Source organism: Nocardia carnea (genome assembly GCF_029868855.1).
GTDB classification, from domain to species: domain Bacteria; phylum Actinomycetota; class Actinomycetes; order Mycobacteriales; family Mycobacteriaceae; genus Nocardia; species Nocardia carnea_A.
In genome coordinates this window covers 47,730-64,160 of the sequence record NZ_JARWOV010000288.1, presented here as the reverse complement: position 1 = coordinate 64,160, position 16,431 = coordinate 47,730, and the positions used below count along the sequence as shown (strand labels likewise).

Sequence of the window (16,431 nt, the reverse complement as noted above, 5' to 3'; positions counted from 1 at the left end):
CTGGATCGAACGGACCTACCACCGCCGACGGAGGCAAACCCGGCTCGGCCGGTTGACCCCGATCGAGTACGAGACGATCATGACCCCAGCAGTAGCCGGTCAGGCTGCATAACCACTGTCACCTGATCGTGCAGCAGCCCCGTCCCACAATGACCAACATGGCGATGAGCCCGAGAAATGGCGCCGTCATTCGCAGGACGCCACGAATCGGCACCCTGATCTCCAGCCGCCCCGGCCCGCCCGGCACGACGGGCACCCGAGGACCCCCGTTGCTGACGTTCAACAGGCGGATCAGCACGACCCGGCGGCGAACCTCGAAAACCCAGCAGCCGAGCCACAACGCGATCACTACGAGCCCGGCAACCGCCATCGGCAGGATGTCCAGCACCACGAACAGCCCCAGTGGCAGTCCCACGCCCAAGCCGATAAAGAAATAGACCAGAAAGTTCCGGGCCTGCGAGCGGCCGAGCTTCTGCTCCGCATATGCCCTCCCGATCCGGTCGGTTTCGGGATCGCCGGCAGGCTCTCCCCGCAGTAGTGCCTTCCGGGCGGAAGGGTCCAGATCGCGCCAGGTATTCATATTTTCACCTCGTTCAGACGGTCTAAATCTCGACCGATCCGTACAAGGTACGTACTCCCCACCGGATCTGAAAAGATCCTGTCTCACTCACCCACAGTGAGCCGGGCGGGCACGCCCGTCAGGCGAGCAGTTCCTCCGCCGCGACAACTTCGAGAGCCCTCCGCAGCCACTTCTGCAGCTGGTCGAGGTCATCGCAAGAAGTGATGACATCTCGGACCTGGTCGGACACATCTATTCCACGGGCGTCGAGGACAGTCAGGATCGAGTTCGCCTCACCCTTTGCCTCACCCTCGGCCCTGCCCTCGGCGATGTACTTGCGGGCGAAGTCGCTGGTGAAGTTGTAATCACGAAGACCGGTGGACATAAAAGCCTCCCAAGCAGGACGAACAGCACGCGGCAGCATCGTCAGGATGAAGTCATGGTATCGCAGGGCCGGGTCCGCCCCCAGTGTTCGAAAACTCGTGGCCAGGGCCATCCAGATCCGGGCGTGATCGGGGTGGTGCGGGTGGGCGACGGCAGACAATACGGCCAGTTCCGGCAGTTCCGTTGCCACCTGCGGGTCGGTGACCACCGGTACCGTCGACGGGTCCAAGACCAGCGGCGTCACAGTGGTGGGTGGATTACCGAAGCCGATTTCGAGGGGTTTGGCAGCCCACTTCGCGGTCCGCCGATCCGGGCAGACGACCAGAAGCAAGACCGGGCATTTCAACCACAACGGTGCCGCGCCGGTTGCTCGTGCCGCAGTCCCGATGGCCGGAGCGATTCCGTGATCCCCAGAGGCTGCCCACCGACTCCTGTGAAGCTAGCGCGCCCCATATGGAGGCGGCCACTGTGGATATTGCTGTGCCTGGTCAGGGGTGTCCGACGGCGGACGATACTGGGCTTGTTGCCTCGGATAGTACTGCGCGGTCATCGAGTCATAACCAGCCGGAGCGCCGGACCGGCTGTCCGGCAGCCAGTCATCTCCGGCAGCCGGTGCACGCCATCTCGAAGGGTCCGGAACAGCTGTGTCCGGCCGGGCTGGTTCGATGGACGGGAGCGCGGCGGCAGCGCGCCGGTAGGCCTCGATGATGCTCGCCGCCAAGGCGTCGGGCCCCTTGGCGAAAGCGTGGACGTCGATGGTCAGGCTGTGCAGGTGACCGGAGGGATTCAAACCGATCCCGATACCCCGGACATCGGCGGTGGTGATTGCCGTCGGTCCGCCCCGCGGCTTCGCGTATTCCGCCACTTCAGCGCTACTGCCGGGCACATTCCGGTCGTTGGGCAACACGATATTCAGACCGCTCCGGATCGTGCTGATATCGGCTACGGCGGTCGGTGAGGCGGCACGCACCGTGGCAGTGACCTGAACCAGATACTGGACAGGGCCTTCGCTTATCAGGATGTAGCGCGTGTATGCAACCAACTCGTTGTCCTCGACGCGGTACCTACCCAGTACCGCGACCGCTGGAAACCCGGCACAGGGGCTGGTGTCGGCCTGGATCTCCTGCCACGCCGGCATGCGCCGCGAATCGGTGTACCCGCAGCGCAGCAAGGTGGCAGAATCCACCGACCGGTCCAAACGGCCGACCATGACGAGGACGTTGTCCGACCAGTTTGTAGCACCCTCCGGAGCCTTCGCCCAGGCGCAGTACGCGCCGGGCAGGATCTCCCGAGGGACTTCGCGCCACTCCGGTGGAGCCTGGAGCGATATCCGGGGTGCCCCTACGGTATCCGGATGGACGGGCGCCGAACGCACCTCGTTTTCGGCGAGGTATTCGGCAACGCTGACATAACCCTCTGCCCGGCTCGACGTTACACTCACTTCTCATTACCTTCTACTTCGCGAACTCGGTAACAGTTCCGGCCACTCCGCTCTATTCGAAGAAACCACTGCGGAGCATCAGGATGAGCCAGGAGTGAACGCGACCGACTATGGTCTTTCAGATACTGCATGATCGACAACAGTGAATTGAGGTCGCATCGGACGAGATGGATCGGCAGCCCCAGCACACCGGGCCTGTCGAAAACCTTGTTCCGGGATTCCACAACGGTACCCGAATACTCGACTTCCATCATCGGGGGAGATGAATTGTACGTAGAAAACGATGCCGGCCTGAGTGCGCGAATATCATCCCATAGGATAAAGTCCTCACGGCTCCGCCCGAACGGTAGAGCAGTTTTTCTCGCCACTCCATCAGGATATATTTCCACCGTAATCATCCATCTGAATGAGATAGCCAGCAGTACACCAATGACTGCTGCCGTGGACGCGAGCACCAGAATCCAGGTGGCACCCGCTCGATCAGACTTGGACAAGGGCAACAAATAGCTACCGCCGGTTTTCCAATCCAGCCACGCACATAGCCCGTACAGCGCACACCCCGCCAGGGCACACAAACCGATGATCTGATTGGAATGCCCGATGACCAGCCGGATTCCGGGCCCGCGTGAGGTGTCGACATGGTGCCTGACGCCCGAATCGCGGCGACGGACCAACCACGACAGCTTGCCGATGAACGCGGACGCCGCGCCGAGCATCAGCAGCGCTCCGCCGCATGAACCGATAACCGGTATCCACCCGGCATCGAATGGGACCATACCGAAGAGAAGCGCCGCCAACACCAGAAACAGCAGCGCGAAGATCAGCGGGACTACAACAGCGCCGACAGAGCGGTCTACTGGCCAGTGCTCGCGCCATTCCACGTCGGGGAATCGATCGTTATCTTCATCCGTCGCTACCATAGCCATTGAATCCCTTTGGAGGTTCCGTAGGCAGTAGCCCCACCGATAACAATACCGGAAACGAACCCTATAGCAGTACCGACACCAGGTACCGCCGATCCAGCAAGAGCTCCCGTAGCGGCGCTGCCGATCATGGAACCCAAAACGGTTCCGGTGACCATACCAGTCGCAGTACCGGCGGATTCGCTCACGATTGCCTCCGCGGGCGCCATCCCTCCTTCGATATCATTCACAATTGCCGGTACTGTACCGATCGCATTACCGATTATTCCGAGCCTGGTGATTCCAGGCGTGTATTTTCCCCAGTCCTGCACCCATTTCAGAACTGCTGCGTCGTCGGCGGTCTTTGCCGCCCCCTCCAACCCCATCTTCACACCGTCGGTCATCGCACCGGAGATTGCGGCGGCCGTCATTGCCGGCACGTCCGGTTTCCAGTGGGCCCAGGGTGATTCCGCGATTTCGTCCGGCAACGCCTTGGGATCGTCGGTTTTGATCTGCTTGACGGCGTTCACGATGGCAGTAAGAGTTTCATCGGAGGCCATGCGTTCGAGTTCGGCGTTGGCGTCGGCCAGTCGCGACCCCCATTGGGCGTCGGCCGTCAACAGCGCCTCCGCGAGACCTGGCAGGCGGGCGAGTTGGACTCCGGCCTCGGAATTCCAGTCCTCGACGCCACTCACACTCCAGTCCTCACCGACCACCGCAGGAGCATGCACGTAGTTGCGGAAGAGCACCTTTATCTCGGTGAGGGTATGTTCCATCGCCTGGTAAGCGCCGGTGGCGGCGGCCGCGAGGTCGTCGTAGGCGGTGGCGATGGCACGCATCTGCGCCTGTTCCCGGTCAGCTTTGCCTTCGGCCGCAACCTTGGCGTCACCCTTCCACATGAGGCCGTTGTGGAGCGTGTCGTACATGGTGCCCGCAGCTTTGATGATCCCGTCGGCTATGCCTGTCGCGTTGGTCGCCACGGTGGGCAGGCTCGAGACGTCCCAGCTGAGAACTTCGGTTGGTGTTGCCATCCCGGACTACTTCACTGCATGCGGATCGCCGGAATTGAGATCGACGGCAGCAGCGAGCCGGTGGGCAGCGTCGACGTCGGTTCCGGTGAAACTGTTCGCCGACATCGCCAACAGGCCGGACAGCTGATTGAATCGCGCGTTGATCAGGTTCTTCGCCCGAGTACTTGCCGCGTTGGAACCCATCAGCGCGGCACCGACGGCGGAGCCTCTCAAAGTATTCCCGGCTCGTTCAGCGTCGAGTTTCGGTACCGCGTCGATATCGCTGGGCAGTAAAGCCAACGCCGCAGCTGCCTGCCGTAGGCTGTCCTCGTCCACCTCGATAGACATGCATCCCCCTTCGCCCTTACATGCCCGCAGCCATAATCCGATCCATCAATTCGTACCATGATCGGACGTAGAGCTTCCGACCGGATGCGCCGGAATAGTGCGACGAGGCGCACCGCCGACCGGGCCTGCCGAAGCGGGCAATTCGACAGTCGCGGGATGGGCCGGCTGACCTCGCCCGCCGGCCCATCCGGCCCTATCGCACTGTGGCGCTACCGGTGCGTTACACCGACACCGTCAGCGGCCAGGCCGGTGAGGAAACCGGCCCATTCCGCCGCCCCGAAGACCAAGGCCGGGCCGGTGGGATCCTTGGAATCACGCACCCCCACCGTCTCGCCGTCCAGGAACGCGACCTCTACGCAATCGCCCTGACCACTACTCTTACTACTCTTGAACCATTGGGCGGTAGATAGGTCCCTCATTGCTTCCACTCCTTCAATGCCGCCAGCATCAGCTCACCGGATTCCTGCTCCGAGTGAGCTGTCCGCTGCAACCTTTCCCTCACCCGCGCATACTCGGCGACCTCTGGCCCGTGGTCGATGTATATCCTGCCGAAGCGTCCTTCCACGTAGGCTACCGGCGCCTGCCGCAGCCGTGATGTCGGCAATGGAGGGAGATCGAACAGCACGAATGGCCCGGTGACCGCGCCGATCGGGTCCTTGGCGCTGCTGCCTACGATCTGCACGAGAACATTCGGCCGATGAGAGACCTCCAACAGGTATGACAACTGGTCTGCAAGTACGGCCGGTCCACCTATCACCGTGTTCAGTGCCGACTCTGCGATCAGACCCTCGAATCGAAAATCTTTCTTGTTCAATAGCTCTTGACGGCGCGTAAGGACATCGAGGCTCGCCTCGACCTCATGAGACGGCATATCCGGAAACTCTGCCCACAGCAGTGCACGACGGTACTTCCTTGTTTGCAGCAATCCTGGAACCAGGCAGGTTTGCCACGAGAAGATTTGTGTCGCAGATTCTTCCAGGCTGATGAAATCGCTGAAGTCGCTCGGAACCGCGTTCCCATGCGACAGCCACCAAGCACCATTGAAACCAGCAGATTTCCTGATAGCCTGCGCGAGGTCGAGAACGATCTGCCGCTCCTCATCCGCACTGGAGAAGGCATTACACAGTGCGTTCATGGCCAGATCGGTGACTTTGGTCGGTCGGCCATCCTCCAACCGTCCGTACGACTGCGGTGACACTTCCGCGACCCTTGCGGCGCCGGACTGTGCCATCCCTTCCCGCAGGCGCATTTTACGCAGCTGGCGCCCCAAGGCGCGGCGGGGAAGCATGGACCCACTACCCACGATGATTACCCTCGCTAACTGGATTGTCTCGATATGGAAGGCGCCGTGGTGGAAATTCAGCTCTACCACGACATTTCCCCAGTGCAGAGGCAGCGCAACTGCGTGCCTGTCCTATCTACTGGAGATACGCCCCGCGCGGGACGTTCCGTGACTTGCCTTCGCGAAACGTCCCCACTGCCACACCGAAAGTTGGTGGGAGGGTCCGGCACTGTCCATGTGCCCCCGCCGGATCCTGCGCCGGGCGTAGGCCAAGACTAACCCGAGGAGTGAAAGATGGTGGACGATTGCACTTCTGCGCCACCGATCGCTATAGCGACGGCTCATATCCGCCGGTGCCCGCTGCCGTGGGAACAGCGGGGGCCGGGCGAGAATCGTTCAGAACGGGGCGATCATTTGTGTGAGTGCACGTTTCAGTTCGTCATGCGATACCGGGTCGATATGGAAATCCTGGTAGCGGTGCCGGTAGACGTAGCGGCCGTCGTCGGCGATATCGAACCAGCTGAGGTAGCGCGGTTCCGGCGGTTCGGGATCGCGGAGCCGGTGGCGTACCTGCAGGAAGCCCGAGCCCGCCCGGGGCGCTTTCAACATCCGGCGCATATGGTCCGCGGGTTGCGGTTTTCCGCCGTTCCAGATCTCGTAGGTATCGCGCAGCCGATCGATACTCTCCACCAGCGGCGGACGGGTGCCTTTGGGCAGTTCGCCGAGGATCTGCAGGAAGATTCGCGGGACGATCGCCGTGGCCCCGATCTGCACCACGAATTTTCCGTCGAAATCGGTTTCGGTGCCCGGAAACTGCACCACGGTGACTCCGGCCGTTCCCGCGAAGGCACCGTAGGCGCGGATGCGGCGGCGCCGGCTGCCCGACAGTGTGAGCGTGGATTCGGGATCCGCCGCCGCCCGCAACGCGGCTGTGAGATCGGGATCGGCACCACGCGGGTACTCGGTTTCGATCCGGGCCGCCAGCCGCTGGTATTCGTCCTCCCATCGCACCGACGAACGCAACTCCAGCGGATACGGATAGCGGTCCTTACCCGTCTCCTTCCAGACGTGCATGAACTCGTCCGGCGTGAATTCCCATTTCACCGACGGTCTCCACGATCATCGGCCGGTTGCGCGGCAGGGGCGTCGCCGCCCAGCACACCGTCCAACAGCTGGGGCCGGGCACCGAACAACTCTTCCTCGCGATCATGAACGAGGTAGTCGGGCACCTTGTGCTCCTCGTCGTCCTCGCCCCGCCTGGCCCCCGCGCCGCCACCCATCATCCCGGGCATACCCGACATACCCCTGTTGGTACCCGCCGCGGCGGCAGCCGCCGCGGGCCCGCTGACCGGGCCGTTCGGCGTACCGCCGGGAGCTCCCGGGACAGTCTTACCCGGTGCCTGATTCTGCGGCGGCGCACCGCCTGGCATCCCGGGCGAACCGGGAGTCCCGGTAGGTGCTCCGGGCGAACCGGGCGCAGTGGTCGAGGAGGTTGTCCGCTGCGGATCGCCGGTCGGGGTGCCGGTAGTGGTACCCGGCTGTTGTGTGGTGGGATTCTCGGTGCTGCTCGCCGTAGTCGTCTGGGGCTCTTCCGCCGAACCGGGGGTCTCCTGCGGCTGCTCGCCGGTTTCGTTCTCTCCCGGATTCTCACCGTTCGGCGCCTGCGAACCGGGTCCGGAGGTAGTGCCACCGGGTCCGCTGGTAGTCGTCCCGCCTGGTCCTGCTGGACCGGGCTGATCCCCCGGCATCTGCACAGGGACGAATGTCGGCACCCCCTCACCCGCAGGCTGGTAGGTGGGCTTATAAGCCGTGTTCATCACCTCGACGGCGGCCAGCCGCTGATCTTCCTTGTATGCGTCGAACGCGGCTTGGGTCGCCGGATCGGTCGCGTTGACCACGGTCTGCGCAACCTGGGCAGGGTCGTTCACGGTTGTGGTCACGGCGGTACCCCCGGGGGCCGCCCCCGGGGTAGGCGGTGGCGGTACGGACTTCTTCACCACCTCCGCACCGTAGGCGGCCGCATGGATTCGCATACCAACGGCGTTGATGACCTCTTGCACGTCGGTTGCCTGGTCGAAGAAGGTTCGCGAAGCTTGGTTCGCCGCGTCCGCGAATTCGCCTGCCATACCGTCCGAGAGCTCACGCTGGATGGACAGCAAAGAGCCGAACAGTGCACCGCCCAGAGAATTCGCGATGGATTTATAGGCATCTGCGACACCGTGCATGACGCCGGGGGTCATCTCGCTGACCTTCGCATAGATCTCTTCGTGCTCGAGCCCTTCGAAAAGCTCCATCTGAGTGATATACGCGGGGTCCTGCCCATCATGGGACAGCTGCGAACCGAAATGTTGTGCACCGGAAAGACTTGTCTGGCTCGCGAGCCGATCCTCCACAGATCCGGGGTCGATACCCAGCCCCGGCCCGGTCGCCCCGATCCCGCCGGGGTAGTCTTCATCGCTCATCGATCAGTTCTCCTGCCCGATTTCGGGTTCCAGGGCTGTCGCGATCTCCAGAACGCCGTCGCAAAGCTGAAGTCCGGCCTCGGTCCCTTCGAAGGTTCGCGTCGAGCTGAACATGACCAGACCGACCTTGGTCCGCACGTGGATGCTGCAAACTCTGACCAGCTGCGGATCTTGCACCAGTCGTGCTTCCCGGCCGTTTACCGTCAGCGGTTCACTGTGTGCGCCGTTCTTCTGCTGATCCTCTTCCCAGGTCACATTGCCGGAACTGATCGAGAGATCGCGAAGTTCGCCATCGAAGTCGCAACTCAGAAAGGTGTACTCCGCCACGATGTCTACACCTCGGCGGCGGGTTGCCGGATCAAATCCTGCTCCGCTGACGGCCTCATCACTGACCCATGTGCACGGATCGAACACCACTTCGGGACGGCCCTGCGTCGTGTACTCGTTCTCCAACGGCGGAGGCTGCAATCGGGACTCGGTCAGCGTCGGCCGCGTCGAGCTCGTTTGCGAAGCCACAGGTGATGAAGACGTATCCGAAGCAGTTTCGTTCGGCTCATCTGGTGCCGAGCAAGCCACCAAACCTGCGAGAGCCCCTGCGGCGACAACAATTGCCAACAAGCTTCGAGAGTTCATTCCACAACCTCTCCTATGACACTCAGCGCACGACTATTCATCGCGTCCGCCTCTTCGAATGCGCCGCCGGCGTACAAGTAGGCTGCGGCCATTCGCAATGCGGCTTCTTTCATGCTCAGAAGCGCATCGGTCACCGATGCCCCTTTGGTCGCGAACCCTGTCTGAAGTTGCTGCGCCGACACGAATCCGCCGAATCCCGATAGCTGGTGAAGGCTTTCGGAGTCCGCGAGCTGCTGGTCCAGGCATGTATCCACCAACCTGGTGTACACCGCCGCGCATCGCTCCGCAGCTCCCCGCTCCATCCGGAAAGTCCCCGACACAGCCTGCTGATACAGCCCGTTCGCGGTCCCCTGCCCCACATCCATAGCGTTCAGCCCACCCTTCGTAAAACTTCACTCACCCTACTGGACGCACTCCATCCCGCCGGGGTTCCCTCGTCTGCCCTTCTGGACTCGATAGAACCCCGGTAAGTCGGCCATACCCGGCGCTTCGAACCGATCCGGGAGCCACGAGCCGAACGAGCCTCGTACCCCGCAGACGGTGTCCCGAGCACCCCGGTGGCGCGAGCGGGCGCGTCGATACGGCAGCGTTCGGCTCGCGGGCAAGCCCGGGTTCCGACCACCCACCGGCGACCGTTCGCGCCGCCGAACTTCCGACCTCCCATTCCACAGGAACCCCGTGCACCCCGTCCCCAAGCGCGGCATAGTGAGTTACATCACCACAGCAACCCGGCGCGTATCACTGCGTCCGAGTCGAACGAGGAGCTCCTCATGACCTACGCCAAGCCCGGTGCCGACGGCAGCATCGTCAGCTATGCGAATCGATACGACAATTTCATCGGTGGTGAATGGACCGCGCCTGTCGAAGGGAAATATTTCGACAATCCGTCGCCGGTCGACGGTGAAACCTTTTGTGAGGTAGCGCGTTCCACCGCGCCCGATGTCGAGTTGGCGCTGGATGCCGCGCATGCCGCCACCGACGGCTGGGGTGCGACGTCCACGACCGAGCGCGCGAATATCCTGAACAAGATCGCCGACCGGATCGAAGAGAATCTCGAGGCCCTCGCCGTCGCGGAGACCTGGGAGAACGGGAAACCGGTCCGTGAGACCAAGGCGGCCGATCTGCCGCTGGCGGTCGATCATTTCCGCTATTTCGCCGGGGTGATCCGGGCGCAGGAGGGCGGGATCAGCGAGATCGATGCCGATACGGTGGCGTATCACTTCCAGGAACCGCTCGGGGTGGTCGGGCAGATCATTCCGTGGAATTTCCCGATTCTGATGGCCACTTGGAAGCTGGCGCCCGCATTGGCGGCGGGGAACGCGGTGGTGCTGAAGCCGGCGGAGCAGACGCCTGCGTCGATTCTGAAGGTTGTCGAATTGATCGCCGATCTGCTGCCGCCGGGTGTGCTGAATGTGGTGAACGGGTTCGGCGTGGAGACCGGTAAGCCCCTGGCGTCGAGCCCGCGGGTGGCGAAGGTGGCGTTCACCGGGGAGACCACCACCGGCCGGTTGATCATGCAGTACGCCAGCGAGAACATCATTCCGGTGACCCTGGAACTCGGCGGTAAGAGCCCGAATATCTTCCTGCCGGATGTGATGGCCGCCGATGACGATTTCCTGGACAAGGCGGTCGAGGGGTTCGTGATGTTCGCGTTGAACCAGGGTGAGGTGTGCACTTGCCCGTCGCGTGCGCTCATCCATTCGTCGATCTACGACGAGTTCATGGCCCGGTGTGTGGAACGGACGAAGGCCATTGTGGGCGGCGATCCGCTCGACGACGCCACCATGATCGGCGCGCAGGCCAGTAACGATCAGTTCGAGAAGATCATGTCCTATATCGATATCGGCCGGAAGGAAGGCGCCGAGGTGCTGACCGGCGGTAACGCGCGCACGGTCGAGGGCTACCCGAACGGCTTCTACGTGGAGCCGACCATTTTCAAAGGCAGCAACGATATGCGGATCTTCCAGGAGGAGATCTTCGGCCCGGTCGTCTCGGTCACCACCTTCGATTCCACCGAGGAAGCCCTGAAACTCGCCAACGACACCCTGTACGGACTGGGTGCCGGGGTGTGGACCCGCGACGCCAACACCGCCTACCGTCTCGGCCGCGGTATCAAGGCGGGCAGGGTGTGGACGAACTGCTACCACGCGTATCCGGCGCACGCGGCGTTCGGCGGCTACAAGAAGTCCGGGATCGGCAGGGAGAACCACGCCCAGATGCTGGACCACTACCAGCAGACGAAGAACCTGCTGGTGAGCTACGCACCACAGAAGCTCGGATTCTTCTGATGCCGGAGCCGAACCGGGTGGAACTCACCGCGGCCGCGGCCCGCCTGCTGCACGAGTTGATCGAGCGGCACGGCCCGGTGATGTTCCACCAGTCCGGCGGCTGCTGCGACGGCAGTTCGCCCATGTGCTACCCGCGGGGCGAGTTCCGGGTCGGCGGGCAGGATGTGCTGCTCGGGGAGGTCGACGCGGATACGCCGTTCTGGATGAGCGCCGACCAGTACGAATATTGGAAACACACCCATCTGACCGTGGACGTGGTGCCCGGGCGCGGCAGCGGGTTCTCGCTGGAGGCGCCGGAAGGTGTGCGTTTCCTGATCCGCTCCCGGCTGCTCACCGACGCGGAATTCCTGCAATTGGAATCCGCGCCACCGCCGAGGACGGGCGCCGAGTAGAACGATGGGGTGCATGCACATGCACCCCATCGGAAAGTGCGTCGCCATCCAGATCGACGACGTACGGAAAGAAGTCCCCGATGCGATCACACGCCGAGCGGCATCGCGAGACCGATCGACTCGAGCCTGTTTACGGGCGCTGCTGGAGCGGGAGTTCCGAGCCGAACGCAACAGGCACCTGATCGAAAGCTCGGTGGGGCGCCGTAACCCGGTCATGGATGCCGAAGAAGCCTCCCGACCGGTTCAGGAATGTGCGCGCAGGTACTCCAGGTAGAACTCGCGCAGCGCCTCGGCGAGGTCGCCGTCACCGGCATGGATGTAATCGTCGAGCATGGGAACCACCCATTTGATATCGGCCTCGCTCTCCCCGGCCCGTCCCGCCGTGGCCTCCGCGGCGGGTATACGGGTGAGCAGCTGCCAGAGGAAACGGATATCGCCGTGCCGCACCGCGAGCTTGACCGCCCGGTCGTGCAGTTCCTTCGACGACAGGCCTTCCAACTCCTCGTTCGTGCCCATACGCCGACTCTAATCCCGCCCGTGGCCTCCGGTCGCGTTTCCGCCCGGGAGCTTCACCCCCGCGTGGCGCTACCGGGCCGGCCGGCACACGTGATGCGATGGCGTGATGACCGACGAGACCTTCGCCATCCCCAGCGGCTTCCAGGTCAAACGGGCCTACGAGGCCCCGGAACCGGATGACGGTTACCGGGTGCTGGTCGATCGGCTGTGGCCCCGCGGGGTGACCAAATCTGCCGCCCGTATCGACGAATGGGCCAAGGACCTCACGCCGTCGACCGAGCTGCGCCGCTGGTTCCACGAAGACCCGCAGAGCCGCCGCGACGATTTCGCGGACCGGTACCGGGAGGAACTCGCGGGCCGGGCGGCCCGGGAAAGCCTCATCCGGTTGCGCGGTCTGGCGCGGACCAATCCCCCGGTCACCCTCGTCACCGCGGTCAAAGACCCGGGTAACAGCCATATTCCCGTACTGATGCAGTCGCTGGGCGAATAGCCGGCAAGAGCGGCGAACACACAGAACGCATCGCCCGAGGCGAACACGGAGCGAACCCGGCCACCGGGCTCCCGGTGACGGCGATACCGCGACGACCTCCGAACGAACCCCCGAATACCCTGTCTGAACTGGGAGGATAGCCCGATTCCGGACCGCGTTCACACCGAATTCATCAAACCCTCCCGCATTTCTTCGAGCGCAAGAGGGCTGGTACGGGGTAGCTTCGGAGTGGCGGGTCACGCGTTGTGGCTCGCTCGGGAGGTCCTGACCGTGACTGAGCAACTCAGTACGAGGGGGCCGGCACCCGGCCCTCGTGGCCGCTGACGCACCCCGTCAGCCGCCATCCGGACCGACCGGCCCAGCGAGACTGTCTGTGTGGGTGCCGCGCAGATCTAGGAGCCTACCGTGACTGATAATCGCTCCGTATCCGCCCCCTCGGCGAATTCTCGCTTCATTGAGAAAGGTTTGAAGACCTTCGTCATCGACACCTCCGTGTTGCTGTCCGATCCCTGGGCGGTGACCCGGTTCGGTGAACATCAGGTGGTGTTACCGCTGGTCGTGATCAGCGAACTCGAAGGTAAACGGCACCACCACGAACTCGGCTGGTTCGCCCGCGAAGCCCTGCGCATGCTCGACGACCTGCGGGTGGCACACGACCGGCTGGACGAACCGTTGCCGATCGGCACCGAAGGCGGCACATTGCAGGTGGAACTGAACCACACCGACCCCACGGTGCTACCGGTCGGTTTCCGTACCGAGAGCAATGATTCCCGCATCCTGGCCTGCGCGTTGAACCTCGCCGCGGACGGCCGCCAGGTAGTGCTGGTATCCAAGGACATCCCGATGCGGGTGAAGGCCAGCGCGGTAGGTCTACGCGCGGAGGGATATCACGCTCAGGACGTGGTGACTTCCGGTTGGTCGGGCATGGTCGAAATCGACACCGCCTCCGAAATCGTCGACCAGCTCTACAGCGAATCGGTCGTCGATCTCGACGAGGCGCGCGAACTGCCCTGCCATACCGGAATCCGGCTGCTGGGCAGTAGTTCCAGTGCACTCGGCCGGGTCACCGCGGACAAACGCGTACAGCTGGTGCGGGAACGGGAGGCATTCGGGCTGCACGGCCGCTCCGCGGAACAGCGGGTGGCGCTGGATCTGCTGCTGGACGAAAGCGTCGGGATCGTCTCGCTGGGCGGCCGTGCGGGCACCGGCAAATCGGCGCTGGCACTCACCGCGGGCCTGGAAGCGGTGCTGGAGCGGCGCACTCAACGCAAGGTCGTGGTGTTCCGGCCCTTGTACGCGGTAGGCGGACAGGAACTCGGCTATCTCCCCGGTACCGAGAACGAGAAGATGGGCCCGTGGGCGCAGGCTGTTTTCGACACGCTCGACGGCCTGGCCAGCCGCGAGGTGATGGAGGAGGTCCTCAGTCGCGATATGCTCGAAGTTCTTCCGCTGACCCATATTCGCGGCAGGTCGCTGCACGATTCGTTCGTGATCGTGGACGAAGCCCAATCACTGGAACGTAATGTGCTGCTGACCGTTTTGAGCCGGTTGGGCAGCGGTTCCCGGGTGATACTCACCCACGATGTGGCGCAGCGCGACAACCTGCGGGTGGGCCGGCACGACGGCGTCGCGGCGGTGATCGAAAAACTCAAGGGCCACCCCTTGTTCGCGCATATCACCCTGACCCGCAGCGAGCGGTCGCCCATCGCCGCGCTGGTCACCGAGATGCTGGAGGAGTACGCGCCGAGCGCCTGATGCGCCGTAGAGAAACCAACTGACCAGGCCGTTCGAGGGTTGCCGGAGCGGGCGCCCTCGAACGGCCGCCATCAGCGGCCGAGTACGGCCCTGACGAGACCCACGGCGGTTCCGCGCAGGAAGTTCTCCCAGCTGAAGTGGTCGTGCCAGAGAATGATCCGGCCGTCCACCAGTTCGAAGGTGCCCATCACCCAGAACTCGATACCTATCGGTCCGAAGCGGAGGATATCGGTGCGGTCGGTGAGCACGATGGCGCCGTCGGCGGCGATATGGTGCATCCGCGCGGAGAACCCGAACTGCTCCCGGTCCAGTCCGCGCAGCAGTTTGCCGACCCGCCGCGCACCCCGGACATCCGGGAGTGAGGTGTTCTTCCAGACGATATCGGGATGTACCAGTTCCAGCGCTTCGCCGACCGCGCCGATTTCCAGCGCAGCAAAGAATTCGCGGACAGTGGTGACCGCGTCCTGGTTCAACTCGGTGTCCATCTCACGAGCCTAGAGCAGCACCGCCCCGCCCGCCGGTTCCACGACGCGGGCTGTCAGCCCAGCAGGTTCCAGTCCTCCAGGTCCTGGTACAGCGGGAAGTCCTGTGCCAGTTTCGTCACCCGGGCGCGCAGCGCATCCAGATCGGCGCCACCGGCGAGGGCGGTGCCGATGATATCGGCGACCTCGGCGAACTCGGTATCGCCGAAACCACGGGTGGCCAGGGCGGCGGTGCCGATGCGCAGGCCGGAGGTCACCATCGGGGGGCGCGGATCGAACGGGACCGCGTTCCGGTTCACCGTGATACCGATTTCGTGCAGCAGGTCTTCACCCTGCTGGCCGTCGATATCGGAGTTACGCAGGTCCACCAGCACCAGGTGCACATCCGTACCACCGGTGAGCACGCTGACCCCGTTGTTCGCGACATCGGCCGCGGTGAGCCGTTCGGCGAGGATCTTGGCGCCGGCGATCGTGCGCTGCTGCCGCTCCGCGAACTCCGACGTGCCCGCGATCTTGAAGGCCACGGCCTTGGCCGCGATCACGTGCATGAGCGGGCCGCCCTGCTGGCCGGGGAACACCGAACTGTTCAGCTTCTTGGCGTAATCCTGCTTCGCCAGGATCAGACCGGACCGCGGGCCACCGAGCGTCTTGTGCACGGTGGAGGAGACGACATCGGCGTAGGGCACCGGCGACGGATGCAGCCCGGCCGCGACCAGCCCGGCGAAATGCGCCATATCGACCCACAGGTAGGCGCCGACCTCATCGGCGATCTCCCGGAACGCCGCGAAATCCTGGTGCCGCGGATACGCCGACCAGCCGGCCACGATCACCTTCGGCCGCGATTCCCGGGCGATCTCCCGGACATTGTCCATATCCACGCGGTGGTCCTCTTTGGACACACCGTAGGAGTGGACCTCGTACAGCTTGCCGGAAAAGTTCAGCCGCATACCGTGCGTGAGATGACCGCCGTGCGCCAGGTCCAGGCCGAGCAACCGGTCGCCCGGATCCATCAGCGACATCAGCACCGCGGCATTGGCCTGCGCACCCGAATGCGGCTGCACATTCGCGAAATCCGCGCCGAACAGCGCCTTCGCACGCTCCCGGGCCAGGTTCTCCACCACATCGACATGCTCGCAACCGCCGTAGTAGCGGCGGCCGGGGTAACCCTCGGCGTACTTGTTGGTGAGCACACTGCCCTGCGCCTGCAGCACCGCGCGCGGCACGAAATTCTCCGACGCGATCATCTCCAGGGTGTCGCGCTCACGGGCGAGCTCACCTGCCATCGCGGCGGCGAGCTCCGGATCGAGCTCACCGAGAGACTGGGTATTGACAGAGGCGGTCGTCTGCGTCACGGCGCCAGTCTATGTTCATGGCGGGGCCTCCGGAGGCGCGGGGTCTGGGGGGTGTTGCCTCCTGCGCTCGCAGGTTGACACCGGCCTCTCGGTTGACAGCCGCTCTCGCAGGTCGGCGTTGGACTCGCAAGTTGA

Annotated in this window: 19 protein-coding genes; 4 read left to right on the top strand and 15 right to left on the bottom strand. The window is 63.8% G+C overall.

Annotation, left to right across the window (positions count from 1 at the left end):
• Window positions 1-118: 118 nt before the first annotated feature.
• The 12 genes from QH195_RS30015 to QH195_RS29960 all read right to left on the bottom strand — a co-directional run bounded on the left by QH195_RS30015 (window position 119) and on the right by QH195_RS29960 (window position 9,386).
• Window positions 119-580: a hypothetical protein gene (locus QH195_RS30015; protein WP_280437855.1), complete on the bottom strand. Its 462-nt coding sequence runs from the start codon at window positions 578-580 to the stop codon at window positions 119-121.
• Window positions 581-698: 118 nt separating this feature from the next.
• Window positions 699-1,274, bottom strand: coding sequence for a hypothetical protein (locus QH195_RS30010; protein ID WP_280437854.1), 576 nt, complete (start codon window positions 1,272-1,274; stop codon window positions 699-701).
• Between the two features lie 108 nt (window positions 1,275-1,382).
• Window positions 1,383-2,384, bottom strand: a complete 1,002-nt coding sequence (locus QH195_RS30005; RefSeq protein WP_280437853.1) for an LpqN/LpqT family lipoprotein — start codon at window positions 2,382-2,384, stop codon at window positions 1,383-1,385.
• Window positions 2,381-3,304 (bottom strand): hypothetical protein, encoded by a 924-nt coding sequence (locus tag QH195_RS30000; protein WP_280437852.1) that lies wholly within the window; start codon window positions 3,302-3,304, stop codon window positions 2,381-2,383. The genes QH195_RS30005 and QH195_RS30000 overlap by 4 nt, the downstream gene beginning before the upstream one ends.
• Window positions 3,298-4,317, bottom strand: a complete 1,020-nt coding sequence (locus QH195_RS29995) for a hypothetical protein (protein ID WP_280437851.1) — start codon at window positions 4,315-4,317, stop codon at window positions 3,298-3,300. The genes QH195_RS30000 and QH195_RS29995 overlap by 7 nt, the downstream gene beginning before the upstream one ends.
• Before the next feature lie 6 nt (window positions 4,318-4,323).
• The gene (locus tag QH195_RS29990; RefSeq protein WP_280437850.1) at window positions 4,324-4,644 is read right to left on the bottom strand and encodes a hypothetical protein; all 321 of its coding nucleotides are present in this window, start codon (window positions 4,642-4,644) and stop codon (window positions 4,324-4,326) included.
• A 209-nt stretch (window positions 4,645-4,853) separates the two neighbouring features.
• A complete protein-coding gene (locus tag QH195_RS29985) occupies window positions 4,854-5,063 on the bottom strand; it encodes a DUF397 domain-containing protein (protein WP_280437849.1) in 210 nt (69 codons plus the stop codon).
• Window positions 5,060-6,016 (bottom strand): helix-turn-helix domain-containing protein, encoded by a 957-nt coding sequence (locus QH195_RS29980; protein WP_280437848.1) that lies wholly within the window; start codon window positions 6,014-6,016, stop codon window positions 5,060-5,062. Before QH195_RS29980 ends, QH195_RS29985 begins: the two co-directional genes overlap by 4 nt.
• A gap of 306 nt (window positions 6,017-6,322) precedes the next feature.
• Window positions 6,323-7,030: an ESX secretion-associated protein EspG gene (locus QH195_RS29975; protein ID WP_280437847.1), complete on the bottom strand. Its 708-nt coding sequence runs from the start codon at window positions 7,028-7,030 to the stop codon at window positions 6,323-6,325.
• A complete protein-coding gene (locus tag QH195_RS29970) occupies window positions 7,027-8,388 on the bottom strand; it encodes a hypothetical protein (protein ID WP_280437846.1) in 1,362 nt (453 codons plus the stop codon). Before QH195_RS29970 ends, QH195_RS29975 begins: the two co-directional genes overlap by 4 nt.
• Before the next feature lie 3 nt (window positions 8,389-8,391).
• On the bottom strand, window positions 8,392-9,021 hold the full coding sequence (locus QH195_RS29965) for a DUF3558 domain-containing protein (RefSeq protein ID WP_280437845.1): 630 nt from the start codon (window positions 9,019-9,021) through the stop codon (window positions 8,392-8,394).
• On the bottom strand, window positions 9,018-9,386 hold the full coding sequence (locus tag QH195_RS29960; protein WP_280437844.1) for a hypothetical protein: 369 nt from the start codon (window positions 9,384-9,386) through the stop codon (window positions 9,018-9,020). The genes QH195_RS29965 and QH195_RS29960 overlap by 4 nt, the downstream gene beginning before the upstream one ends.
• 405 nt (window positions 9,387-9,791) lie before the next feature.
• Here QH195_RS29960 and adh point away from each other — a divergent pair, with 405 nt between their 5' ends.
• Both adh and QH195_RS29950 read left to right on the top strand, forming a co-directional pair.
• The gene (adh, locus tag QH195_RS29955) at window positions 9,792-11,309 is read left to right on the top strand and encodes an aldehyde dehydrogenase (protein WP_280437843.1); all 1,518 of its coding nucleotides are present in this window, start codon (window positions 9,792-9,794) and stop codon (window positions 11,307-11,309) included.
• On the top strand, window positions 11,309-11,701 hold the full coding sequence (locus QH195_RS29950) for a DUF779 domain-containing protein (RefSeq protein WP_280437842.1): 393 nt from the start codon (window positions 11,309-11,311) through the stop codon (window positions 11,699-11,701). Before adh ends, QH195_RS29950 begins: the two co-directional genes overlap by 1 nt.
• A gap of 243 nt (window positions 11,702-11,944) precedes the next feature.
• Here the strand turns inward: QH195_RS29950 and QH195_RS29945 are convergent, their stop codons facing one another.
• Window positions 11,945-12,217 carry a hypothetical protein gene (locus tag QH195_RS29945; RefSeq protein WP_280426757.1) on the bottom strand — a complete coding sequence of 91 codons (273 nt, stop codon included), beginning with the start codon at window positions 12,215-12,217 and terminating at the stop codon, window positions 11,945-11,947.
• 106 nt (window positions 12,218-12,323) lie between these two features.
• On the opposite strand from QH195_RS29945, the gene QH195_RS29940 reads away from it, so the two are divergent.
• Window positions 12,324-12,707, top strand: a complete 384-nt coding sequence (locus QH195_RS29940) for a DUF488 domain-containing protein (RefSeq protein WP_280426756.1) — start codon at window positions 12,324-12,326, stop codon at window positions 12,705-12,707.
• Between the two features lie 405 nt (window positions 12,708-13,112).
• On the top strand, window positions 13,113-14,462 hold the full coding sequence (locus QH195_RS29935) for a PhoH family protein (RefSeq protein WP_280426755.1): 1,350 nt from the start codon (window positions 13,113-13,115) through the stop codon (window positions 14,460-14,462).
• A 71-nt stretch (window positions 14,463-14,533) separates the two neighbouring features.
• Here QH195_RS29935 and QH195_RS29930 read toward each other — a convergent pair whose 3' ends face one another.
• Window positions 14,534-14,947, bottom strand: a complete 414-nt coding sequence (locus tag QH195_RS29930) for a limonene-1,2-epoxide hydrolase family protein (protein ID WP_280426754.1) — start codon at window positions 14,945-14,947, stop codon at window positions 14,534-14,536.
• A gap of 53 nt (window positions 14,948-15,000) precedes the next feature.
• Window positions 15,001-16,296 carry a serine hydroxymethyltransferase gene (glyA, locus tag QH195_RS29925; protein WP_280426753.1) on the bottom strand — a complete coding sequence of 432 codons (1,296 nt, stop codon included), beginning with the start codon at window positions 16,294-16,296 and terminating at the stop codon, window positions 15,001-15,003.
• Window positions 16,297-16,431: the final 135 nt, after the last annotated feature.